Source organism: Mycobacterium sp. C31M (genome assembly GCF_053345865.1).
Genome location: NZ_JBKFAX010000034.1, coordinates 1 through 21,742 on the forward strand (window position 1 = coordinate 1; position 21,742 = coordinate 21,742).

18 protein-coding genes and 1 pseudogene are annotated in these 21,742 nt (G+C 68.0%); 10 read left to right on the forward strand and 9 right to left on the reverse strand.

Going from position 1 to position 21,742, the window contains the following annotated elements:
• Positions 1-174: 174 nt before the first annotated feature.
• The 3 genes from ACLBYA_RS31165 (at position 175) to lipE (ending at position 3,355) form a co-directional block, all read left to right on the forward strand.
• Positions 175-1,548, forward strand: coding sequence for an aminotransferase class III-fold pyridoxal phosphate-dependent enzyme (locus ACLBYA_RS31165; RefSeq protein ID WP_447713345.1), 1,374 nt, complete (start codon positions 175-177; stop codon positions 1,546-1,548).
• An 89-nt stretch (positions 1,549-1,637) separates the two neighbouring features.
• Positions 1,638-2,123 (forward strand): peroxynitrite isomerase, encoded by a 486-nt coding sequence (locus ACLBYA_RS31170; protein WP_447713346.1) that lies wholly within the window; start codon positions 1,638-1,640, stop codon positions 2,121-2,123.
• Entirely contained in the window at positions 2,120-3,355 is a 1,236-nt protein-coding gene (lipE, locus tag ACLBYA_RS31175; RefSeq protein WP_447713347.1) for a lipase LipE, read from the forward strand. The genes ACLBYA_RS31170 and lipE overlap by 4 nt, the downstream gene beginning before the upstream one ends.
• Before the next feature lie 7 nt (positions 3,356-3,362).
• Here the strand turns inward: lipE and ACLBYA_RS31180 are convergent, their stop codons facing one another.
• Entirely contained in the window at positions 3,363-4,094 is a 732-nt protein-coding gene (locus tag ACLBYA_RS31180) for an ABC transporter ATP-binding protein (RefSeq protein ID WP_447713348.1), read from the reverse strand.
• On the opposite strand from ACLBYA_RS31180, the gene ACLBYA_RS31185 reads away from it, so the two are divergent.
• Positions 4,080-4,391: a PucR family transcriptional regulator gene (locus ACLBYA_RS31185; RefSeq protein ID WP_447713349.1), complete on the forward strand. Its 312-nt coding sequence runs from the start codon at positions 4,080-4,082 to the stop codon at positions 4,389-4,391. The genes ACLBYA_RS31180 and ACLBYA_RS31185 overlap by 15 nt on opposite strands.
• 2 nt (positions 4,392-4,393) lie before the next feature.
• Here the strand turns inward: ACLBYA_RS31185 and ACLBYA_RS31190 are convergent, their stop codons facing one another.
• From ACLBYA_RS31190 to ACLBYA_RS31200, 3 genes are all read right to left on the reverse strand, one after another.
• The gene (locus ACLBYA_RS31190) at positions 4,394-4,816 is read right to left on the reverse strand and encodes a PPOX class F420-dependent oxidoreductase (protein WP_447713350.1); all 423 of its coding nucleotides are present in this window, start codon (positions 4,814-4,816) and stop codon (positions 4,394-4,396) included.
• A 38-nt stretch (positions 4,817-4,854) separates the two neighbouring features.
• Positions 4,855-6,885: a serine/threonine-protein kinase gene (locus tag ACLBYA_RS31195; protein WP_447713351.1), complete on the reverse strand. Its 2,031-nt coding sequence runs from the start codon at positions 6,883-6,885 to the stop codon at positions 4,855-4,857.
• Positions 6,886-6,954: 69 nt separating this feature from the next.
• Positions 6,955-7,374, reverse strand: a complete 420-nt coding sequence (locus ACLBYA_RS31200) for an SRPBCC family protein (protein ID WP_447713352.1) — start codon at positions 7,372-7,374, stop codon at positions 6,955-6,957.
• A 70-nt stretch (positions 7,375-7,444) separates the two neighbouring features.
• On the opposite strand from ACLBYA_RS31200, the gene ACLBYA_RS31205 reads away from it, so the two are divergent.
• The 3 genes from ACLBYA_RS31205 (at position 7,445) to ACLBYA_RS31215 (ending at position 11,359) form a co-directional block, all read left to right on the forward strand.
• Positions 7,445-8,629 (forward strand): acyl-CoA dehydrogenase family protein, encoded by a 1,185-nt coding sequence (locus ACLBYA_RS31205; protein ID WP_447713353.1) that lies wholly within the window; start codon positions 7,445-7,447, stop codon positions 8,627-8,629.
• Entirely contained in the window at positions 8,622-9,752 is a 1,131-nt protein-coding gene (locus tag ACLBYA_RS31210) for an acyl-CoA dehydrogenase family protein (protein WP_447713354.1), read from the forward strand. The genes ACLBYA_RS31205 and ACLBYA_RS31210 overlap by 8 nt, the downstream gene beginning before the upstream one ends.
• A gap of 71 nt (positions 9,753-9,823) precedes the next feature.
• Positions 9,824-11,359, forward strand: coding sequence for a multicopper oxidase family protein (locus ACLBYA_RS31215; RefSeq protein ID WP_447713355.1), 1,536 nt, complete (start codon positions 9,824-9,826; stop codon positions 11,357-11,359).
• Here the strand turns inward: ACLBYA_RS31215 and ACLBYA_RS31220 are convergent.
• From ACLBYA_RS31220 to ACLBYA_RS31230, 3 genes are read right to left on the reverse strand one after another with little or no spacing between them, the layout of a single operon-like run.
• A complete protein-coding gene (locus ACLBYA_RS31220) occupies positions 11,344-11,982 on the reverse strand; it encodes a response regulator (protein WP_447713356.1) in 639 nt (212 codons plus the stop codon). The two genes, ACLBYA_RS31215 and ACLBYA_RS31220, sit on opposite strands and share 16 nt — an antisense overlap.
• Entirely contained in the window at positions 11,964-13,043 is a 1,080-nt protein-coding gene (locus ACLBYA_RS31225) for a sensor histidine kinase (RefSeq protein ID WP_447713357.1), read from the reverse strand. Before ACLBYA_RS31225 ends, ACLBYA_RS31220 begins: the two co-directional genes overlap by 19 nt.
• Before the next feature lie 4 nt (positions 13,044-13,047).
• Positions 13,048-14,271: a CaiB/BaiF CoA transferase family protein gene (locus tag ACLBYA_RS31230; protein WP_447713358.1), complete on the reverse strand. Its 1,224-nt coding sequence runs from the start codon at positions 14,269-14,271 to the stop codon at positions 13,048-13,050.
• A 73-nt stretch (positions 14,272-14,344) separates the two neighbouring features.
• Here ACLBYA_RS31230 and ACLBYA_RS31235 point away from each other — a divergent pair, with 73 nt between their 5' ends.
• Positions 14,345-14,902 carry an NADPH-dependent FMN reductase gene (locus tag ACLBYA_RS31235; RefSeq protein ID WP_447713359.1) on the forward strand — a complete coding sequence of 186 codons (558 nt, stop codon included), beginning with the start codon at positions 14,345-14,347 and terminating at the stop codon, positions 14,900-14,902.
• Here the strand turns inward: ACLBYA_RS31235 and ACLBYA_RS31240 are convergent.
• On the reverse strand, positions 14,878-15,987 hold the full coding sequence (locus ACLBYA_RS31240; protein WP_447713360.1) for an FAD-dependent oxidoreductase: 1,110 nt from the start codon (positions 15,985-15,987) through the stop codon (positions 14,878-14,880). The two genes, ACLBYA_RS31235 and ACLBYA_RS31240, sit on opposite strands and share 25 nt — an antisense overlap.
• A gap of 104 nt (positions 15,988-16,091) precedes the next feature.
• Between ACLBYA_RS31240 and ACLBYA_RS31245 the strand changes: the two genes are divergently transcribed.
• Both ACLBYA_RS31245 and ACLBYA_RS31250 read left to right on the forward strand, forming a co-directional pair.
• Positions 16,092-16,901, forward strand: coding sequence for a thioesterase family protein (locus ACLBYA_RS31245; protein WP_447713361.1), 810 nt, complete (start codon positions 16,092-16,094; stop codon positions 16,899-16,901).
• Positions 16,902-16,911: 10 nt separating this feature from the next.
• Positions 16,912-17,809: pseudogene (locus tag ACLBYA_RS31250) on the forward strand (fumarylacetoacetate hydrolase family protein).
• Here ACLBYA_RS31250 and hrpA read toward each other — a convergent pair.
• Positions 17,802-21,683 carry an ATP-dependent RNA helicase HrpA gene (gene hrpA / locus ACLBYA_RS31255; RefSeq protein ID WP_447713362.1) on the reverse strand — a complete coding sequence of 1,294 codons (3,882 nt, stop codon included), beginning with the start codon at positions 21,681-21,683 and terminating at the stop codon, positions 17,802-17,804. The pseudogene ACLBYA_RS31250 and the gene hrpA overlap by 8 nt on opposite strands.
• Positions 21,684-21,742: the final 59 nt, after the last annotated feature.

A 21,742-nucleotide genomic window follows, 5' to 3' on the forward strand; every position in this document is an offset into this window, starting at 1 on the left:
CGCTGGCTGGACCCCAGCCACGGCGGCATCAACCTCGGCTTCCCCGAAAACCAGTAGGTACTTTCCGCGAGCATGCATATCCGCGACCAGACACACCGCTCGCGGGCAGATTTCACGCACGCTCGCGGGAGCATCCGTTACCCGCCGTCCCTGTATTGAGTGAAAGATGGACGTATGACGATCACCCCCGACACCGCAGCCCTGCCCAACGGCTTGTCGGTCGAGGCCGCGCGCGCCGAAGCGGCCCGCACCTACGAACTCGACCGCGCCCACGTGTTCCACTCCTGGTCCGCGCAGGCGCAGATCAAGCCGATGACCATCGTGGCGTCGGACGGTTCCTACGTGTGGGACGGCGAGGGCAACAAGCTCCTCGATTTCTCCGGTCAGCTGGTCTTCACCAATATCGGGCACCAGCATCCGAAGGTCGTCGCGGCCATCGCGGCACAGGCCGCCAAGCTGTGCACCGTTGCGCCGCAGCACGCCAACGACGCGCGTTCCGAGGCGGCCCGACTGATCGCCGAGCGCACCCCCGGCGACCTGAACAAGGTCTTCTTCACCAACGGCGGCGCCGACGCCGTCGAACACGCGGTGCGGATGGCCCGGTTGCACACCGGCCGCTACAAGGTGCTCTCGCGGTACCGCTCGTACCACGGCGGCACAGACACCGCGATCAACCTGACCGGTGACCCGCGCCGTTACCCCAACGACTACGCCAGCGCCGGCGTCGTGCACTTCAACGGTCCGTTCCTGTACCGCTCGTCGTTCTACGCCCAGACCGAGGAGCAAGAGTCGCAGCGTGCGCTCGAATACCTCGAGCGCCTCATCCAGCATGAGGGCGCGACCTCCTTCGCGGCGATCATCCTCGAATCGGTGCCCGGCACCGCGGGCATCATGGTCCCGCCGCCCGGTTACATGGCGGGTGTCCGGGAGATCTGCGACAAGTACGGCATCGTGATGATCGCCGACGAGGTGATGGCCGGGTTCGGGCGCACCGGCGAATGGTTCGCCATCCAGAACTTCGATGTCACACCGGATCTGATCACCTTCGCCAAGGGTGTCACGTCGGGTTATGTGCCACTCGGCGGCGTGGCGATCAGCGAGAAGATCGCCGCGACCTTCGCCGACCGCGCCTACCCGGGCGGGTTGACCTACTCCGGTCACCCGCTGGCCTGCGCGGCCGCCGTGGCGACCATCAACGCGATGGAGGACGAGGGCATGGTGGCCAACGCCAAGCGCATCGGCGCCGACGTGCTCGGCCCCGGCCTGCGCGAGCTGGCCGCCAAGCATCGCAGCGTGGGCGAGGTCCGCGGCCTGGGCGTGTTCTGGGCCATCGAACTGGTGGCCGATCAGCAGACCCGGGAACCGTTGGCGCCCTACGGTGGCTCCAGCCCCGCGATGAACGCCGTCATCGCGGCGTGTAAGTCCGGCGGGCTGCTGCCGTTCGCGAACTTCAACCGCATCCACGCCGTGCCGGCCTGCAACATCACCGATGACGAGGTGCGCGAGGGTCTGGCCATCCTGGACACCGCGCTGGCCGCGGCCGACTAACTCGCCCAAGTGAACAAAGTGGCCGCAAACCCCCAGGGGCTTGCGGCCACTTTGTCATTCTCGGGGAAAGCCTCAGTAGGCTGACCGCCATGATGGACCTGCACCCCGCGATGACGGTCCTGGAGCCGCTGTTGGGCATCTGGGCCGGTCCCGGCTCCGGCGAGTACCCGACCATTCCGTCGTTCCGCTACCTGGAGTCGATCACCTTCGGCCACGTCGGCAAACCGTTCCTGTCCTACGCCCAGCACACCAAGCATCTCGACGACGGCCGCCCACTGCACGCCGAAACCGGTTATGTCCGGATTCCCGAACCGGGCCGCGTCGAATGGGTACTGGCCCACCCGACCGGCATCGTCGAGGTCATGGAGGGTCCACTGGAGATCGCCGACGACGGCACCCTGACCATGACGCTGAGCTCGACCATCGGCCGGACCTCCAGCGCCAAGGCGGTCGCCGCGATGGCGCGCACCTTCACCCTGCGCGACGGCGAATTGAGCTACACCGTGCAGATGGCCGCGATGGGTCTGCCCCTGCAACACCACCTGTCGGCGGTGCTGCGCCAGGAGGAGCCGTGAGCACCGACGGCCGGATCCGGGTGCCCGCCGACCTCGACGCGGTCACCGATCGCGGACCCGAGGATCACAGCGAGGTTGATCCCGCTGCGGTGGAACGGATCTGGGATGCCGCCCGGCACTGGTATGCGGCCGGGATGCAGCCGGCCATCCAGGTGTGCCTGCGCCGCAACGGCCGGGTGATCCTCAACCGGGCGATCGGACACGCCTGGGGTAACGGGCCCACCGATCCCCTTGACGCCGAACAGATCCCGGTCCGCACCGACACACCGTTCTGCGTGTACTCGGCCGCCAAGGCCATCACCACCACCGCCACCCACATGCTGGTCGAACGTGGCGTGTTCAGCCTCGACGACCGGGTCTGCGAGTACCTGCCCGGCTACACCAGCCACGGCAAGGACCGCACCACCATCCGGCACGCGCTGACCCACAGTGCCGGCATCCCGTTCGCCACCGGACCCAAGCCCGATCTGAAACGGATGGACGACAGCGAGTACGCCCGGGAGATGCTGGGGCGGATGAAGCCGGTGTACCGGCCCGGCCTGGTGCACATCTACCACGGGGTGACCTGGGGCCCGCTGATGCGCGAGATCATCAACGCCGCAACCGGGCGCAACATCCGCGATGTCCTGCATGACGAGATCCTGGCCCCGCTGAACTTCCGGTGGACCAATTACGGTGTTGCACCCGAGGATGTTCCGCGGGTCGCGCCCAGCCATGTGACCGGCAAACCGCTGCCGGCGCCCATCGCCAAGGCGTTCAAGACCGCGGTCGGCGGCACCCCGCAGCAGATCATCCCGTTCTCCAACACAGCCGAATTCCTCACCGGTGTCATCCCCTCGTCGAACACCGTGTCCAATGCCGTCGAACTGTCCCGGTTCGCCGAGATCCTGTGCCGTGGCGGCGAACTCGACGGGGTCCGCATCCTCAAGCCGGAGACGCTCCACGCGGCCGCGACCGAGGCCCGCCGGTTACGCCCAGATCTGGCGACCGGTCTGATGCCGATGCGCTGGGGTACCGGATACATGTTGGGCTCCAAACGATTCGGACCGTTCGGCCGGGATGCCCCCGGCGCGTTCGGGCATACCGGGCTGACCGATATCGCCATGTGGGCCGACCCGCAACGGGCACTGTCGGTGGCGGTGATCAGCAGCGGGAAACCCAGTGGGCATCCGGAGGCCAAACGCTATCCGGCCCTGCTGGATACGATCAACGCCGAGCTCCCGCGGGTCTAGACTTGGCCTATGCCGGGGCCATCGCCTCCAGCACCTCGAACCGGGCGAGCACCTCGGCCTGCAGCATCGCCACCGCCGGGTCCGACGCCTTGCGCGGCCGGGGCAGGTCGACGTCGATGATCTCGTGGATGCGGCCGCCGGGAGCGAGCACCACGATGCGGTCCGACAGCTGCACCGCCTCGGTGACGTCGTGGGTGACGAACATGACGGTGCGCCGTGATTCGAGCCAGATCCGTTCCAGATGCTCACGCAGGGTTCGCGATGTCATCGCGTCGAGGTGGCTGAAGGGTTCGTCCATCAGCAGCACATCGGGTTCCACCGCGAAGGCCCGGGCTATCCCGATGCGCTGCTGCTGACCACCGGAAAGCTGGGCGGGAAATCGGTCGGCGCAGTGGCTCAGCCCGACCAGATCCAGATAGTGCTCGGCGCGCTTCTGCCAGCCCTCGCGCTCGTGCTGGACGAACCCCAGGTTGGCCATCACGGTGCGCCAGGGCAGCAGCCGCGGATCCTGGAACACGTAGCCGACGCGGGCATCGCGGGCACCCGAGCGCAACCGCACGCTTCCCGAGGTGAGGGTCTCGATGCCGGACACGATATTGAGCAGGGTGGTCTTACCGCTACCCGAGGGGCCGACGACCGAGACGAACGTCTCGCCGGAGATGGTCAGGTCGACACCGTCGATGACGCGGGTGACATTGCCGCGACGGTCGTCGACTTGGCCGATGTGACGATCGACCATCTGCTGTTACAGCTCGACGATCCGCAGCGGCTGCGCGAATTCGCCCGCGCGGTGCTCGGGCGTGCGCTCGACTATGACCGCGCCCGGCAGACCGAACTGATCCACACCGCGCGGGTGCACATCGACCTCGGCCTGGACAAACGCGCGACGGCCACCGCACTGCACCTGCATCCGAACACCGTCACGCAGCGCATCCGACGGCTCGAAGAACTGACCGGGCTGGCGCTGTCCCGGCCGCGGGATCTGCTGCAGCTCACCTCGGCGCTGACGCTGGCCCGGGTAGCCGGGCTGAGCTGACTTCAGCGCAGCCGTTCGCCATAGACCCGGGCCACCGCCAGCGTCATCAGCACCCGGCGATCGGACACCATCACCGCGCGGTATTCGTCCCAGTCCGGGTGTTCGCCGGCGGCACGTCGGTAGTAGTCGACCAACGCCTCGACCTCCGGGCCGTGCGGATCGGTGCCCGGCCGGGTCAGCGTGACCGTGCCTTCGGCGGTGGCCCACGACCAGCCGTCGGCGCTGGTCACCTCGAGTGCGGCGCGCGGATCGCGGCGCATGTTCACCGTCTTGGCGCGACCCTCGGTCATCGACACCAGGATGACGTCGGCGGCCCGGTCGTAGAACGGGGTCACCGGGGACAGTTGCGGCAGGCCGTCGGCCTTGATGGTGGCGAGCACCCCGAGTTTGGTCTGGGCCAGCAGGTCACGCGGATCGAAGGTCATACCCAGCCAACGTCGGCGCGGTGCCCGCTGATTCCTGATCAGGGGTTGCGCACGCAGTCGTAGGTCAACCGGATATCGGGGCCGAGCTCGACGACCTCGAAGGCTGCCGGGGTGATGGCCTCGAAAGTGTCCGCCGCGATCCCGAGATCAGCCCACTTGGCAGTACTGGTCCGGTCGTCGGCGAAGGTGAGCGGCACCTGCCCGCCGTCGGCCAGCAGCATGCCGTGGGTCTTGAGCGCCGTGAGCACGACCCGCTGCGACTCGGTGTAACCGGTCTCGTCAAAATCCGCCCGCAGCCGGAAGCGCACACCGAAGGGCGGAGCATCCGGATCGGAGCTCTGCGGGCCGCCGGCGTGGCTGGCCGGGTGCACGTACACATCGGCCCGGATCCGGTCGTTGGGCAGGATGAACCGGAGGGCGTGGTCGATGGACCCCGAGGCGACGTCGTCGGCCGTGGGCGTCATCGCCGCGATCGGGAAACCGCCGGCATCGGCGCCGGTGCACTGATCGCCGCGTAGGTTGACTGGGTACTGCTTTGTCAGATCCCAGATGAAAAGCCCTGCGGCTCTGAGATCTTTGCCGTCCTTGGTCGACTGATAGGTCTCGTACAGTTTCTGCCCCGCGCGGTCGACGACCAGGAGTTGGCAGTCGCCCTGGCCCTCGGTGTTACCGGACGGATCGCACTGCAGGTCCGCGGATCCCCCGATGTTGGCGTTGACCGGGACCGGTATCTGCGCCGGTACCGCGTCGCAGGCCGGGCCGCCGCCGCAATAGTCCTCAGTGCCGATCACCTGCATGCGCGGGGTGTCCGCGTCGGCGAAGAACACCGCGTTGGAGAAGTCGATCTGCAGGTTGTTGTCCGTGCCCCAGCCACCCGCGGCGCTCAGCGCGGCGATGATCGCGTCACTGCGTTCGGACCTGGGAGCGCCGGAGACGTCGGCGGTCCACGGCTGGGGTCCGGCGAAGATCCCCGAGGTGCTGGGAGCCGGTCGCGGTGTCGAATTCGGGGCCGGGGCCGTCGGGGATGCCGTCGGGGTCGGCGCGTCCGACCCGCCGGTGACCACGACCGCGGCGACGACGACGGCCACGATGACCACCAGCGCGGCCGCTGTCGCGGCGAGCACGATGCGGCGGCGCCGGGCGGGTGGTGGCGGTGGCGGGTTCTGCGGCGCCGGTGCGCGGTGCTGGGTAGCGGCGTCGGCGAACCCCGCGGGCGGGTGCGGTGTCTGTACCGGCGTCGCCACCTGCGTCGGCACCTCGGAACCGATGGCGGCGCGGGCGGCCGTGGCGAGGTCCCTGGTAGACCCGTACCGACTCTCGGGTTGTTTGGCCATGCCGGTATTGATCACCCGATCCATCTCCGGACCGAGCTGCGGGACGATCGCCGAAGGATGTGGTGGCGGCGCGAACATGTGGGCCGTCGCGATCTGCTCGAGCGTCTTTCCCCGAAAAGGTGCATGCCCGGTCAGCGCTTCGTACAACACACATGTCAGCGCGTACACGTCGGCGCGGGCATCTGCTTCTCCGGTCGCGAATCGCTCCGGCGCCATATAGGCCCAGGTACCCACCGCCGCCCCGGTCTCGGTGAGGCCCGCATCCTCGGCGGTGCGGGCGATGCCGAAGTCGATCAGGTATGCGAAATCGTCCTCGGCCACCAGGATGTTGGACGGCTTCACATCCCGGTGCACCAACCCGATCCGGTGCGCGGCAAACAACGCGAGCGCCACCTGTTCGACGATCCTGACGGCCCGCCGCGGCGGCAGCGGACCGGCCTTGAGCAGCGTTCCCAGGTCCACGCCCTCGACGAGGCGCATATCGACGAACAGCCGTCCGTTGATCTCACCGAAGTCGTGGATCGGCACCACGTGCGGATTGTTCAGGCCGGCCGCGGCGCGGGCCTCCCGACGGAAGCGCTCCTGGAATACTGCATCCCCGGCCAGATGCGGGGGTAGTAGTTTGACCGCCACCTCACGGTCGGTCACCGTGTCGTAGGCGCGCCAGACCTCACCCATGCCGCCCTGACCGAGCAACTCGACCAGCTCGTACCGCCCGAATGGTGCGCCCCCCACATGACCCTCCGAAAACCCGCAGCTGGCGAAACGATATGCCCGGAAAGCCGGTTCGCGCTCGCGGTTGGGTCAGGCCCGCGAGGCCGCTCGCACCAGCAGCCGCAGCAGCACCTGTCCGATCACCGCGAGCGGGACCTTGACGAGTGGGAACGACGCCGTCGAGCCGACGGTGTACGCGATCTTGGTGCCGGTCCCGGACGGGGTCAGCCGGACCTCGCCGGTGTACCCGGGAAACGGCGTCCCGGACAGCGCCTTGTAACCGAACACGTTCGGGGCGTCGAAGGTCGTGACCTCCTCGACGATGTCCGGGCCGGGCCCGGGGGTGCTGATGCGGCGAACGCAGCCGAGGCCATTGGGGTCCGGAGTGCCCGGTGTGCCGAGGCTGACCTTGACGCCCGGACCCCAGGTCTCCATGCCCACGTGATCGGTCAGGGTCGCCCAGACCTTGTCGATGGGGGCGTCGGTGGTGGCGTGTGCGGTGACATGCATGTGCCCATACTGCCCACCGGTTGGTAGACCCGCATACGTGACGCCGATCACGTCTGCCTATGGTGACGGTATGAGCGCCGATGCAGATCGGGTCGCCGACCTGGCCCGCCAGGTCGTGGCCGAACACGATCCGAAGCAGGTCCCGATCCCTGAGTTCCTCACCGCCAGCTACGACGCCGGCCTGTCCTGGGTCCATTTCCCGCCGGGTATGGGTGGTCTGGGTGTGTCGCGCGGGCTACAGGCCGTCGCCGACGGCATCTTGCAGGGGGCCGGCGGCCCGATGCCCTTGGGTCTCAATCCGATGGGCTACGGGATGGCCGCCCCGACGGTGCGCGAGCACGCGCAGTCCGACGAGCTCAAGAAGTTCTGGCTGCGTCCGCTGGCCAGCACCGAGGACATCTGGTGTCAGCTGTTCTCGGAGCCCGGCGCGGGATCGGATCTGGCCGGGCTGGCCACCTCGGCGGTACGCGACGGTGACGACTGGGTGATCAACGGCCAGAAGGTGTGGACCAGCCTCGCGCACCGTGCGCGCTGGGGCCTGCTGCTGGCCCGCACGAATCCCGATGTCGCCAAGCACAAGGGGCTCACCTATTTCGTGCTGGACATGCATGCGCCCGGGGTGCAGACCCGGCCGCTGCGCCAGCTGACCGGACAGGCCGAGTTCAACGAGGTCTACATCACCGATGCCCGTATCCCCGACGCGCACCGGCTCGGCGCGGTCGGCAACGGCTGGGGTGTTGCGATGACGACGCTGATGAACGAGCGTTCGGCACTCGGCGGCAGCGGCGCCAAACGGGGGTCGGGCACCATCGCCGAGGCCGTCGGATTATGGGCGTCGCGGCCGGATCTACAGACCCCGGTGTTGCGCGACCGGCTGACCCAACTGTGGTTGCGCTCGGAGGCCCAGCGGCTGACCGCGCAGCGATCGCGGGCGACGGCCACCGTCGGCGGGCCGGGTCCGGAGGGTTCGATCGGCAAGCTGGTCGGGGCGGAACTCAATCAGAACATCTACACGTGGTGTATGGATTTACTTGGGGCGGAGGGCATTCTGTACCACACCTACGCGGCCGAACGCGATGACGCCGGCGATTGGCGCGGACCGATCCAACAGCGTTTCCTGCGCAGCAAGGCCAACACCATCGAGGGCGGAACCTCGGAGGTGATGCGCAACATTCTCGGTGAGCGCATCCTGGGGCTGCCCGGGGATCTGCGCGCCGATGCCGGTATGCCGTGGAAGGAGATCCCGCGTGGCTGAATTCGAGTTCACCGGTGAGCAGGCCCAACTGCGGGCCGCGGTGCGCAAGTTCGGTACCGAGAACTTCGGTGAGGGCAAGGCCCGGGTGCAGATGGAATCCGAGCCGCGCTTCGACCGAAAGGTGTGGCAGCGCCTGGGTTCCGAGCTCGGCGTGCTCGGGCTGTCGGTTCCGGAGGACGACGGTGGGGTCGGCGGCACCCTGGTGGACCAGGCCGTCGCCGTCGAGGAACTCGGCGCCGCGCTGGCCACCGGGCCGCTGTTCGGCACGGTGTATCTGGCGATCCCGGCACTGGTCGCCGCCGCGGCGGGCCCGGCGCGCGACGAGTTGCTGGCGGCCCTGGTCGCTGGCACCCGCACCGCCGCGTTCGCGGTGCCCGACCGTGCCGGTGCGTTCGACCCGGCCGCGGTGACCGTCACCGGAACCGACACCCTCACCGGCACCATCGGCCGCGTCGTGGATGGTGACGCCGACGAACTCCTGGTCGCCGCAACGGGTCCCGACGGGGTGGCGCTCTACGCCGTCGGGACCGAAGGCGTACGACGCAGCCCCCTGGTCACGATGGACCTGACCCGCCCGCAGGCGGATATCGAACTGACCGATGCCCCGGCCCGGTTGATCGCCGGCCCGGATGAGGCGCCGCGGGTCATCACCCACGCGCTGCAGGTCGGATCGGCGTTGCTGGCCGTCGAACAGGTCGGCGCCGCACAGCATCTGCTGGATCTGTCGGTCGAGTATGCGAAGTCGCGGTTGCAGTTCGGCCGGCTCATCGGCTCGTTCCAGGCCGTCAAGCACCGACTGGCCGAGGACCTGGTGGATCTGGAGCATGCTCGGTCGGCGGCCTATCACGCGGTGTGGGCCCTGGGTGATGCCTCCGACGACCCAGCCCTGGCGACCAGCATCGCGCAGGCGGTGGCCTCGGCCGCGTTCAGTCGGATCGCCGCGGACACCATCCAGGTGCACGGCGGTATCGGTTTCACCTGGGAGCACCAGGCACATCTGTACTTCAAGCGTGCCACCACCGATGCGGCACTGCTGGGAAGTGCGGAGGCACACCGTAACCGGGTCGCCGAGCTGGTACTCGACACCGCCGAGGCCAAGGCACCACGGGTCGCGACGGGCTGACCGAATAGCAGAAAGGCCCGGCTCGCGCAAGGTCCGCCGGGAGGAACTCCCCTGGTCCGGACACCGGCCCGATGGCCGGTCCGAGCCGGGCGCGTGCTCGTGAGACTCGAGGTGTGCCCGTTTTATCCCGCCGACAACTGCTGCTCGGCCTTTCCGTGACCCCGCTCCTCTGGTCGGCAGCCTGTTCCGTCCCGGCCCAGAGCCGACCTGCCTCACCGCCGACCAGGCCGCTGCCCATCCCGGAGCTCGCTGCGTCCACCGTCGCCGCGGACGGCACCCGCCACTTCACATTGCGTGCGATGGCCGGCGAGACGGAGATGCTGCCCGGAGTGCACACTGCCACCTGGGGATTCAACGGGTCGATCCTGGGCCCGACCCTGCGCGCCCGACGCGGTGAACAGGTTTCCGTCGACGTCAGCAACGAGCTACCCGAACCGACGACGGTGCACTGGCATGGCATGCACGTGCCGGCACGGTGTGACGGTGGACCCCACCAGATGATCGACCCCGGCGCGATCTGGCAGCCGCAGTGGGAGGTCCGCCAACCCGCCGCGACCCTCTGGTATCACCCCCATCCGCACGGTGCCACCGAAAAGCACGTCTACCGGGGACTGGCGGGTCTTTTCCTCATCGAGGATGAGGAAAAGTACGGGCTCCCAAGCGAGTACGGCGTCGACGATATCCCGCTGATCATCCAGGACCGCCGATTCACCGGATCGGGCGCACTCGACGAGTCCGACCCCACCGACATCGGCCTGCTCGGCGACACCATCGTGACCAACGGCATCAACGGTGCGCACCTCCCGGTCGGCACCGAGCGGATCAGGTTCCGCATCCTCAACGGCTCCGGTGGTCGGCTCTACAATCTCGGCTTCACCGACGACCGGGTCTTCCACATCGTCGCGAGTGACGGTGGGCTGCTGTCCGCACCGGTGCCGGCGACCCGGGTCCAGCTCAGTCCGGGCGAACGAGCGGAGATCGTCGTCGACTGCGCACCCGGGGAATCTACTTTCTTACAGGCATTTCCGATCGAGCACCGAGCGGGATTGGACGCCGATGAAGCCGCTCGTTTCGGCGTCGATGACGCCTTCACCGTTCTGGCGCTGCATGTCGAGCAGAACCTGCGACCGACCAGTGCGCTGCCCGCCGCCTTGACCACCCTGCCGAACGTGGCGGATGCGGCGACCACCGTGCAGCGGGAGTTCGATCTGCAATGGTTCATGATCAACCGCAACCGGATGGACATGAACCGCATCGACTTTCACGCCACCGTCGACACCGACGAGATCTGGACCGTGCGTAACATCGACAACTGGCCGCACAACTTCCACGTGCACGACACCCAGTTCCGGATCATCGATATCGACGGTGCACCGCCGCCAGCGGAGCTCGCGGGGTACAAGGACACCGTGTACACCGCACCGGGGCAACGGATCCGGCTGGCCATACGATTCACCGACTACACAGACCCCGGACTTCCCTACATGTATCACTGCCACTTGGCATTACACGAAGATCAAGGGATGATGGGTCAGTTCCTGGTTCTCGAACCAGGCCAGTCAGAGAGTGGCCCGCCCGCCACCATGGACCATCACGCCATGCGCTGAAATCCGTAGACGGCGAGCTGAACCCGATTCTGGGCTCCGAGCTTCTCCATCAGGTTCGCGACGTGAGTCTTCACGGTGGTGACACCGAGATGCAGCCGGTCGGCGATCTCCTGATTGGACAATCCGTCGACCACCAACGGCAGGACATCTTCCTCACGCGCGGTCAACGTCACGTCGTCGCCGCGACTCGGTGTTACACCTGCCTCGACGGCCCGGGAGACCAGCCGCTGCAGCAGATGCGGCGACAGCACGAAATCACCTGCGGCCGTGCGGCGTATCGCGTCGAGTAGATCGGCGGGGTCGGTATCCTTGACCAGGAACCCTGCCGCGCCGGCCGCCAATGCCGGATAGAGATGCTCGTCATCGTCGAACGTGGTGATCACCAGCACCTTGGCCGCCGGCCGTGCTGCCATGACATGACCGGTCGCGGTGATCCCGTCGACACCGGGCATCCGCAGGTCCATCAGGATGACGTCGGGCCGAAGCTCGGACGACAACCGCACGGCCTGCGCACCGTCCGCGGCCTCGCCCACCACCTCGACGTCCGCGGTCGACTCGCACAGCATACGCAGCCCGGCCCGCACCAGACGCTGGTCGTCGGCGATCAGGACACGGGTAACCATGCCCGCACCTCCCACCGCTGGTCACCGGGTCCGGCACGAAAGGTGCCACCGGCGAGCGCTATTCGTTCGGACATACCGATGATGCCCATACCGCCTGACCGCTCGTCGGTGCCAACGCTGCCGACGCGGACCTCCACGCCGTCGTCCCGCCGACCGATCGCCAACGTGACCGGGCCGGCCGGATCGGCATGTTTCATCACGTTGGTGAGCGCCTCCTGGGTCACCCTCAACACGGTCAATCGTGCCATCGCATCGAGGTCACCGACATCGCGGTCGATATCGGCCCGCACCGTGAAGCCCGCTGCACGGGTGCGCTGTACAGCGGCGTCGATCTCGGCCCACAACGCCTCGGGTTCCACCATCGCGACCTGATGCAGGGCCGGATCACGCAGGGCGATCTGCCAGCGACGGATATCGGCCAATGCGTCCGTCGCGGTGCGGTGCACATCATCGAGCACTGCCGCCACCCGCGGATCCGCCCGGCCGATCACATGGTCGGCGACACCGGTGCGCAGCACGATGGATGCCATGTGATGCGCGACCAGATCATGGAGCTCACGTGCCATCGCGTTGCGTTCCTGCGCCCGGATACCCGACTCCGCGCCGAGCCGGAGCTGACGCTGACCACGCAGATAGAGTCCCAGCAGCACGGGAAGCCCGAAGGCCGCGATGACCGTCGTGATGTCCGCGGCACTCCACCGCTGCGCATGATCGTCCAGGGCGACACCGGCCACCAGCGCGATCAGCCAGCCGGCGGCCCCGATGGCGACGGCGCGGTTACCGTCGGTCCGGGAGATCAACTCGGCCAACGACACCGCGCCGAGATAGGGCACCAGGCCGGACAGGCCCCACGCCTGATCCGCGAACATCGGCACCGCCAGCGCGGAAACCACCAGCGACACCGCCAGCGGCCGTCGGCCGCCGAACAGGAATGCCACGGCCGCGGCACAGGCGAGCAGCCAGTAGGACCACGACACCCGGAACTCACCGGGAAAGGTGCTCACCGCCAACAGCACCGGCGTCAACAGCAGCGGCGCGCCCCGGAGCAGAAGGCGGTGCACATGATCAGGCTATCGCGCCGGCGTCCTTGAGTTCCTCGATCCGATCCCAGTCCATCCCGATCTCCATCAGCACCAGCTCGGTGTGCTCGGAGGCCTGCGGCGCGCGGGTGGTCTGCAGCGGTTCGTGATTGAACTGCACCGGCCCGCGGACCACCTTGAAGGGCTTACCGCCGTCGGACGCCTCGACCTCGACGACCATGTCGTTGGCCAGCGCCTGCTCATCGGTGCCCAGGTCGACCAGGCTCTGGAAGGGCGCCCACTGCCCGCGCATCGACTTGAGATGGGTGCGCCAGTACTCGAACGGCTTGCTGCGGATCGCCTCGGCGATCAGTTGCACACCCTCTCCTGCGTTCTGGATCAACGGCATCACCTCGGAGAACCGCGGGTCGTCGGCCAATTCCGGCAGTCCGAGATGTTCGAAGGCATCGCGGATATAGCCGGTCGGGCTGACGATGCAGAGGTTGATGATGCCGCCGTCGGAGGTGACGTAGTTGGCCATGAACGGGTTGACCGAGGTGACGTCGTCGGGCATCACCGAGCGCATGGTCTCGCCGGTCTCCATGCCCTGGGTGACGCTCGCGCCGGCGGCCCACCACGCGGTGCTCAGCAGCGAGACGTCGATCTCGGAGGTCTCGCCGGTGCGCTCCCGGTGGAACAGCGCCGCCGAGATACCGCCGGCAATGTTCATCCCGCCGATGGAGTCGCCGAAGGCCGGAATGCCCTGCGACAGGGCACCATCGAGGCGCTCCGGGGTCAGCGCATGACCGACACCGCTGCGCGTCCAGAAGGCGGTACCGTCGAATCCGCCGGTGTCGCGTTCGGGTCCCTTGTCGCCGTAGGCGCTGCCGCGGGCATAGATGATGTTCGGGTTGACGGCGCGGATGTGCTCGATGTCGAACTTGTTCTTCTGCCGCTGGGCCGGCATGTAATTGGTGAGGAACACATCGGCGGTCTTGGCGATCTCGTAGAGCACCTCCTGCCCGCCGGGGGTGGACACGTCGACACCGACGCTGCGCTTGCCCCGGTTGGGGTGCTCGATGAGGGGGTGGCGGTTCGGGTCGAGTTGGAAGCCACCCATGTTGACGAAACCGCGTTGGGTGTCGCCGCGCACCGGATGCTCGATCTTGATGACATCGGCGCCCCAGTCGGCCAGGATCGCCCCGGCCGCCGGGACGAACGTGAACTGTGCGACTTCCAGGACGCGTACGCCCTGCATGACCTTCACCATACTGCCGACCGTACCGTAACTTCGACGGTACGAGCCGGGGATGAATCCGATCGACTTTGGGCATTCACCGGATATGACAATTGGCATCATCCTGGGATCCATCCGTGAAGGCCGCGCCGGCGAGGCGGTGGCGCGCTGGGTGCACGAGCACGCTGCGCTCCGCGAGGGCACCGAGTTCGGCGTGATCGACCTCAAGGCCTTCGACATCCCGCTGCTGACCGCACCCGTGCCGCCCGCTGCCGCCGACCGGAAGTACGAGTCGGAGGACGTGCGGCGTTGGAGCCAGGCGATCGACGCCCATGACGGTTTCGTCTTCGTCACTCCCGAGTACAACCACGGCGTGCCCGGTGCGTTCAAGAATGCCGTCGACAGCCTGGGCCCCGAATGGTTCGGCAAGACGGTGGGTTTCGTCTCCTACGGCGCCGACGGCGGCGTGCGGGCCGTGGAGCAGTGGCGTCAGATCGTGGCGAACTTCCAGATGCTCGATGTGCGCGCGCAGGTGTCACTGTCGCTGTTCGGCGAGTTCGGCGAGGGCGGATTCACCCCGCAGGAGCGCCGCGCCGGCGAGCTGGCCACCCTGCTCGACCAGCTGATCACGCTGACCGATCAGGTATCGCGCACCCCGCGGTAGATCCCGCGCCGGACGATCCAGGGTTGCAGCACCCGGTCGATGGACCAGGCCGGGAACCGGAACGCCCGCCCGGTCGGCGTGAAGACCTCCAGTCCGTCGCGCTGCACACCGAGTACCGAGCCCCAGCGGCGGGTGGCCGGGGTGAAGCTGCGCAGCTTTCCCCCGCGCAGCTGCGCGCGGACATTGCGCGCGACCAGGCCGTCGGCCCGGTTGCGCGCCGAGGAGCGCAGCGCATCGGTGGCGGCGACATCACCGACGGCGAAGACCTCGGGATGACCGGGCACCTGCAAGGTGTCGGTGACGGTGACGAACCCGTCGGCGTCGAGCAGCTCGGCCGGCAACCAGCCGGTGTTCGGCCGCACCCGGCCGATCGCCCACAGCACGGCGTCGGCCTGGACATCGGGTTGACATGTGCTGAATTGCACTGGTGCGCTGGTGATCTCGTCACAGTCGAAGCCGTCGGGCACCAACGCCCGATGCCCGGGATGCAGGCTCACCCCGACCTTGCGCAGCCGCCCCTGCACCGTGTACCACACCCGCTCGTGATGTTGCGGCAACGCACGCTCACCCGGGTAGTACAGCCCGACCCCGGTATTCGGCAGCGCCCGAGCCAGATTGGCCGCCGCGCTGACCGCCGCCGCGCCGCCGCCGATGACGGCGATCGTCGAGGCACCGGCGAACCGGGCGTGGGCCGCCCGCAGGTCGGCGTCGATCTCGGCCGTGGTCTGCAGGTGCGGCCGCCGCCAGAAGCCGTTGCTGACACCGGTGGAGATGACGAGCGTGTCATACGACTCGGTGACGGACTCACCACCGACGTCCACGGCGACGGTGCGGGCGGCCAGGTCCACCCCGGTGAGGGTGCCGTGCACGGTGCGCACCCGGTCCAGCCCCCGATAGCGGTCGAAGCCGATCCAATAGTCGCGGGCCCAGTCATCCGGTCGCGACACCCGCACCCCGAGTTCCTGACCACTGACCAGCCCAGGTTTGGACGAGATGCCGACGACATCGAAATCGCGGGCCAACTTGATCGCGGTCAACAGTCCCGAATCGCCCAGACCGGCGACCACCACACGCTGCATGCCCACCTTTATGCCGCGAATCGCCGGTCACGGCACGCAAACCCGGAAAATGTGTGCAGAAAGTGGCCACTCAACGCAATACTGTAAGCCTTTCGGTAGCATCGCTGAGCATGTCCGACGCCTATTACGAGCTGCTCGACGCCGACGACCCCCATGGCGAGCGGTTCGCGGCCTCCGATCACGTGATCAGCACCTGGTCGGCCGATATGCAGAACGCCGCCCCGGTCTCGGCGCTGCTTGTTCGGGCGCTGGAACGCTGCGCCCCGCGCGCCGATGCCCGGCTGTCCCGCATCGTGGTGGATCTGCTCGGCCCGGTGCCGGTGACCGGCCCACTGTGGCTGCGCGCTGAGATCCGCAGGCCGGGTACCAAGATCGAGTTACTGTCCGCGCAGATGCTGGCCACCGGGCCGGGCGGCGCACCGCGACCGGTGGCCGAGGCGCGCGCCTGGCGGTTTCAACAGCACGACACCGCCGATCTGGCCTTCGCCGTCGAGGCACCGCTGCGCCCCCGCACCGAGGCCACACCCCGACCGGTGAATCCCGACCTGGGGCCGACCTTCGTCGACACGCTGGACTGGCACTGGCTCAACGACATCCTGCACAGCGTGCCCGCCGAGTGCTGGGTGCGGCCGAAGGTCGACCTGGTTGCCGGGGAGGTCGCCACACCGCTGCAGCGACTGTTCTGCGTCGCTGATGTCGCCAACGGCATGGGCTCACGGCTCGACGTGCGCCAGTGGACGTTCCTCAACACCGACCTCACGGTGCATCTGCACCGGCTGCCGCGCGGCGACTGGTTCGGGATCCGTGCGGTGAGCAACTACGGTGCCGACGGTGTGGGTACCTCGGTGGCCACCCTGTTCGACGAGGACGGCCCGGTGGCCGCCATGCAGCAGGCCCAATTGGTGCGCCGCCGTCCGTAGAATGGCGCAGGTGTTGTTACGCCGTATCCGCACCGAGTCCGGGCTGCAGACCGAACAGCTTGTCGGCGAAGGCCTCTGGCAACCCACCGCACCGATCGGCGGGCAGAACTTCGACCCGTCCTGGGAATCCGCCCGAGCCGACGAGCACCTGCAGCACAGTGCGAAACTGCTGCCGTTCCAAACCGTTGTCCTTCCGCGATTTCATGCTCTACGAGCGGCACAACATCGACGCCGCCCGCGGCCTGGTCAAACGCTTCCATCCCGGTTTGTTCCGGGTCACCTCGCTCTACGAACGCATCCTGGGCCGGCCGGTCCCGCAGTTCACACCGGATGCGCTGTTCTACCGGCAACCCATGTACTACATGGGTAATGCCCGAACCTTTGTCCCGACCGGGACACCGGTCAGCGCGCCGGGGTACTCGCGGGCGCTCGACTTCGAACTGGAACTCGGGTTCGTGCTGAGCGCACCACTGCTCGATGCCACCCCCGCCAAGGCGCAGGCGGCGATCGGCGCCTTCGTCCTGGTTAACGATTTCAGTGCCCGCGACGTGCAACGAGCCGAGATGGACAGCGGTTTCGGTCTGCAGAAGTCCAAACACTTCCTCAGCTCCATGTCGGACACCGCGGCCACCGCCGATGCCATCCTGCCGCGTGTCGACGCACTCACCGGCAGCGTGCAGATCAACGGCGCCACGGTGTCCACCGTGTCCAGCGCCGGCCTGCAGCACACCCTCGGCGAGGTGCTGGCCCACGCCTCACGCTCCGAACAGCTCTATCCGGGCGAGCTTTTCGCGACCGGCACGTTGCCCGGCGGATCCGGTATGGAAACCGGTCACTGGCTGAAACCGGGCGACACCCTGCGCCTCACCCTCGACGGTATCGGCGACGTCGAGCACAACATCAGGTGACCGCGTCGATCGCCTTGTAGATCCGCTGTTCGCTGACCGGTCGCGGGGTGCCCAGTTGCTGGGCCCACAGGCTGACCCGCAATTCCTCGATCTGCCAACCGATATCGACCACATCGGCGGCGGCAGCCCGGGCCGGTGACAGTGTGCGCAGCAGGTCCTCGTAGGCGTCCTCGACGGCGTGCACCCGGTCCATCCGTTCCCGGTCGGCGACCAGCCCCTGCGGCAATCGCTCCATCCGGCGTCCGATCGCCAGCAGGTATCGGGTCAGGTCGGCCAGCCGGGTCACCCCGGTGGCGGTGACGAAACCTTTGGGCAGCAGCCGATCCAGTTGGGATCGCATATCGGCGACCGCATCGGCCTGCGCAGCACTCGGTTTGTCGGGGATCGCCACCTGCGCCTCGGTGGCGGCGGCCAGCACCTTCTCGACGCGCCGGGTGACATCCATCGTGGTCGTGCCCAACGATTTCCCGATCCGTTCGACCAGCGCCTCGAAATCTGCTCGCTTCCAGATCATTTCCCGGGCAAGCGCGTCCACGGCGGCATCGGCGCAGTCCTCGATCAGCGCGGCCAGCGTGCCGTCCGGGCTGGCATTCAGCGTCAGCCGGGCCCGCATGTCCAGACCGCGCTCCACCGCCTTGACCGGTGAGGGCACCGTCAGCCGCACCAGGCGACGCAGCCCGGCCCGCATGACCGCGGACTGCTCGGTAGCCAGCGCGAACACCGCCACGTCGACACCGGCCCCGGTGTCGACAAAGGCCGGGTATCCGCGCACTGTGTGAGCGCCGCTGACCTGCTCGACTGTGCGCGGCAACTCGACCAGATCCGCGGGCCAGCCGGTCAGACGGCTGCGGGCCCAGTTCCCGGCTACGGCCTCGGCGACCGCCTTCTGCACCGGGGCGGCCAGCCGATCCTGCAGTCCGGCAAGATCTTTACCGCGTGCTACCTCGGTGCCGTCGGCCGACTCCACTGCAAAGGTGACCCGCAGGTGATCAGGCACCTTGGACAGGTCGAAGGCCTCCACCGGCACCACCACACCGCTGCGCCGACGCAACTCGCGCACCATCTCGTTCAGCAGCGATCCCGTCTCCGGATGCAGATCGGGCAGGATCGCGCGGGCGGTGTCGGGGGCCGGCACGAAGTTGCGGCGCACGTCCTTGGGCAGTGATTTGAGCAGTGCGGTCACCAGCTCCTCACGTAATGCCGGTACCTGCCAGGCGAATCCATCGCCACCGAGGCGGGTCAACACCTCGACGGGCACGTGCACCGTCACCCCGTCATCGGCGGCCCCGGGTTCGAACCGGTAGCTCAGTGGGAGGGCCAGATCGTCGGTACGCCAGGTCTCCGGGTGCTCGTCGGAATCCTCGGACCGCAGCATCTGCTCGCGGGTGAAGGTCAACAGATCGGGCGTCTTGTGCCGCTGCTTCTTCCACCATGCGTCGAAATGCCGGGCGGACACCGCTTCCGGCGGGATCCGCGCGTCGTAGAGTGCGAACAGTTCGTCATCGTCGATCAGCAGGTCGCGGCGCCGGGCCCGCTCCTCGAGTTCGGCCAGTTCGGTGCGCAGGCGCGTGTTGTCCCGGAAGAAGTGGTGCCGGGTCTGCCAGTCGCCGTCGACCAGGGCGTGCCGAATGAACAGCTCCCGTGACAGCACCGGGTCGATCTGGCCGTAGCCGATACTGCGGCGCGGCACCAGCGGCAGCCCATAGAGCGTCACCCGCTCGAAGGCCATCACCGCGCCGCGCTGGGCGTTCCAGTGCGGCTCACTGTAGGTGCGCGCCACCAGATGTCCGGCGACCCGCTCGATGGAGTCGGGGTCGATGCGGGCCGCCGTGCGGCCGAACAACCGGCTGGTCTCCACCAGGTCGGCCACCACGATCCAGCGCGGCGGTTTACGGGTCAGCACCGATCCGGGCGCGAGCACGAACTTGGTGTTGCGCGCCCCCTGATAGTCGCGGCCGTCACCCTCGCGTAACCCGATATGCGATAACAGACCTGCGGCCAGCGCGGCATGGATGCGGGCCGGGTCGGCGTCGTCACCGGACTCGCGGATACCCAGATCCCCGGCGATGCTGCGCAGCTGACCGGCCAGGTCCTGCCACTCCCGGATCCGCAGGTAGTGCAGGAACTCGTCGCGGCACATCCGGCGGAAGGCGCTGCCGGAGCGCTCCTTTCGCTGCTCGCGCAGATAGCGCCACAGATTCAGATAGGACACGAAATCTGAGTGTTCGTCGGCGAATCGGGCGTGTTTCTGCCGGGCCGCCTCCTCGCGGTCGACCGGACGTTCCCGCGGGTCGGGGATGGACAGCGCGGCCGCCAGCACCAGCACCTCACGCACGCAGTTCTCGGACTCGGCGGCCAGGATCATCCGGCCGATGCGCGGGTCCAGCGGCAGCCGCGCCAACCGTCGCCCGATCTCGGTGAGACCACCCGTGGCGTCGAAGGCGCCTAGTTCCTGTAGCAGTTGCACACCGTCCCGGATGCTGCGGGCGTCCGGCGGGTCCAGAAACGGGAAGTCCTGTACATCACCGAGTTTCAGGGCGGCCATCTGTAGGATCACCGCGGCCAGGTTGGTGCGCAGGATCTCCGGGTCGGTGTAGCGGGGCCGCGATGCGAAGTCGGGTTCGGAGTACAGCCGGATGCACACACCGGGCGCGGTGCGGCCGGACCGGCCGGCCCGCTGATCGGCCGAGGCCTGGGAGATCGGCTCGATGGGGAGTCGCTGCACCTTGGTGCGCCGGCTGTACCGGGAGATCCGCGCCGTGCCGGGATCGACGACGTACCGGATGCCAGGCACCGTCAGCGAGGTCTCGGCGACGTTGGTGGCCAACACGATCCGTCGTCCCGAACGGCCCGGGGTGAACACCTTCTGCTGTTCGGCGGTCGGGAGCCGGGCATACAGCGGCAGCACCTCGGTGTTCGGCAGCTCCTTCAAAGCCTCTGCGGTGTCCCGGATCTCGCGCTCGCCGGACAGGAACACCAGCACATCACCGGGCGGCTCGGCATCCAGCTCGCGGACCGCGTCGACGATGGCATCGGTCGGGTCGCGGATCTCCGTGCGCACGATCTCATGATCCGGATCATCGGGATCGTCTTGGTCATCAGCAAGAACCGGCACTTCCAAGGGCCGGTAACGGAGCTCGACCGGGTAGGTGCGCCCGGACACCTCCACGATGGGCGCGGCCACCCCGTTGGCCGCGAAGTGCTCCGCGAACCGTCCCGGCGCGATCGTCGCCGACGTGACGATCACCTTCAGATCCGGCCGCCGCGGCAACAGTTCACGCAGATAGCCGAGCAGGAAGTCGATGTTGAGGCTGCGTTCGTGCGCCTCGTCGAGGATCAGGGTGTCATAGCGGAGCAGCCGGCGGTCGCGCTGGATCTCGGCGAGCAGGATGCCGTCGGTCATCAGCTTGATCAGCGTGGAGTCGCTGGCCTGGTCGGTGAACCGGACCGTGTACCCCACCGTCGATCCCAGCGGGGTGCCGAGTTCGTCGGCGATGCGCTGGGCGACCGTGCGGGCGGCCAGCCGGCGCGGCTGGGTGTGCCCGATGATGCCGCGGATTCCGCGGCCGAGCTCCAGACAGATCTTGGGCAGCTGGGTGGTCTTGCCCGAACCGGTGGCACCGGCGACCACCACCACCTGGTTCTCGCCGATGGCCTTCGCGAGTTCGGCGCGGCTGTCGGTGACCGGCAGATCCGGATAGCTGATCTGGGGCACCACGGCCAGCCGGGATGCCACCAACCCCTCGGCGGCGGTGAACTGCTCGATCAGCGATTCCGGCGGGTCGCCGCGCAGACCCTTGAGCCGACGGCCCAACCGGGAGGCGTCGCGGTAGGTCAGACCGTCCAGTCGGGCGTACAACTCGCGGACGGACATTTACCCAAGGATAGGCGGTTGACCGTCACACCCGTCCGGGTGCAGGCTCGAGGTCTCGG

Excerpts from the sequence above, each read along its gene's own strand:
- ACLBYA_RS31165 (WP_447713345.1), top strand. The coding sequence starts at position 175 with ATGACGATCACCCCCGACACCGCAGCCCTGCCCAACGGCTTGTCGGTC.
- ACLBYA_RS31170 (WP_447713346.1), top strand. The coding sequence starts at position 1,638 with ATGATGGACCTGCACCCCGCGATGACGGTCCTGGAGCCGCTGTTGGGC.
- ACLBYA_RS31180 (WP_447713348.1), bottom strand. The coding sequence starts at position 4,094 with ATGGTCGATCGTCACATCGGCCAAGTCGACGACCGTCGCGGCAATGTC.
- ACLBYA_RS31190 (WP_447713350.1), bottom strand. The coding sequence starts at position 4,816 with ATGACCTTCGATCCGCGTGACCTGCTGGCCCAGACCAAACTCGGGGTG.
- ACLBYA_RS31200 (WP_447713352.1), bottom strand. The coding sequence starts at position 7,374 with ATGCATGTCACCGCACACGCCACCACCGACGCCCCCATCGACAAGGTC.
- ACLBYA_RS31205 (WP_447713353.1), top strand. The coding sequence starts at position 7,445 with ATGAGCGCCGATGCAGATCGGGTCGCCGACCTGGCCCGCCAGGTCGTG.
- ACLBYA_RS31215 (WP_447713355.1), top strand. The coding sequence starts at position 9,824 with ATGGCCGGTCCGAGCCGGGCGCGTGCTCGTGAGACTCGAGGTGTGCCC.
- ACLBYA_RS31220 (WP_447713356.1), bottom strand. The coding sequence starts at position 11,982 with ATGGTTACCCGTGTCCTGATCGCCGACGACCAGCGTCTGGTGCGGGCC.
- ACLBYA_RS31230 (WP_447713358.1), bottom strand. The coding sequence starts at position 14,271 with ATGGTGAAGGTCATGCAGGGCGTACGCGTCCTGGAAGTCGCACAGTTC.
- ACLBYA_RS31235 (WP_447713359.1), top strand. The coding sequence starts at position 14,345 with ATGACAATTGGCATCATCCTGGGATCCATCCGTGAAGGCCGCGCCGGC.
- ACLBYA_RS31245 (WP_447713361.1), top strand. The coding sequence starts at position 16,092 with ATGTCCGACGCCTATTACGAGCTGCTCGACGCCGACGACCCCCATGGC.
- hrpA (WP_447713362.1), bottom strand. The coding sequence starts at position 21,683 with ATGTCCGTCCGCGAGTTGTACGCCCGACTGGACGGTCTGACCTACCGC.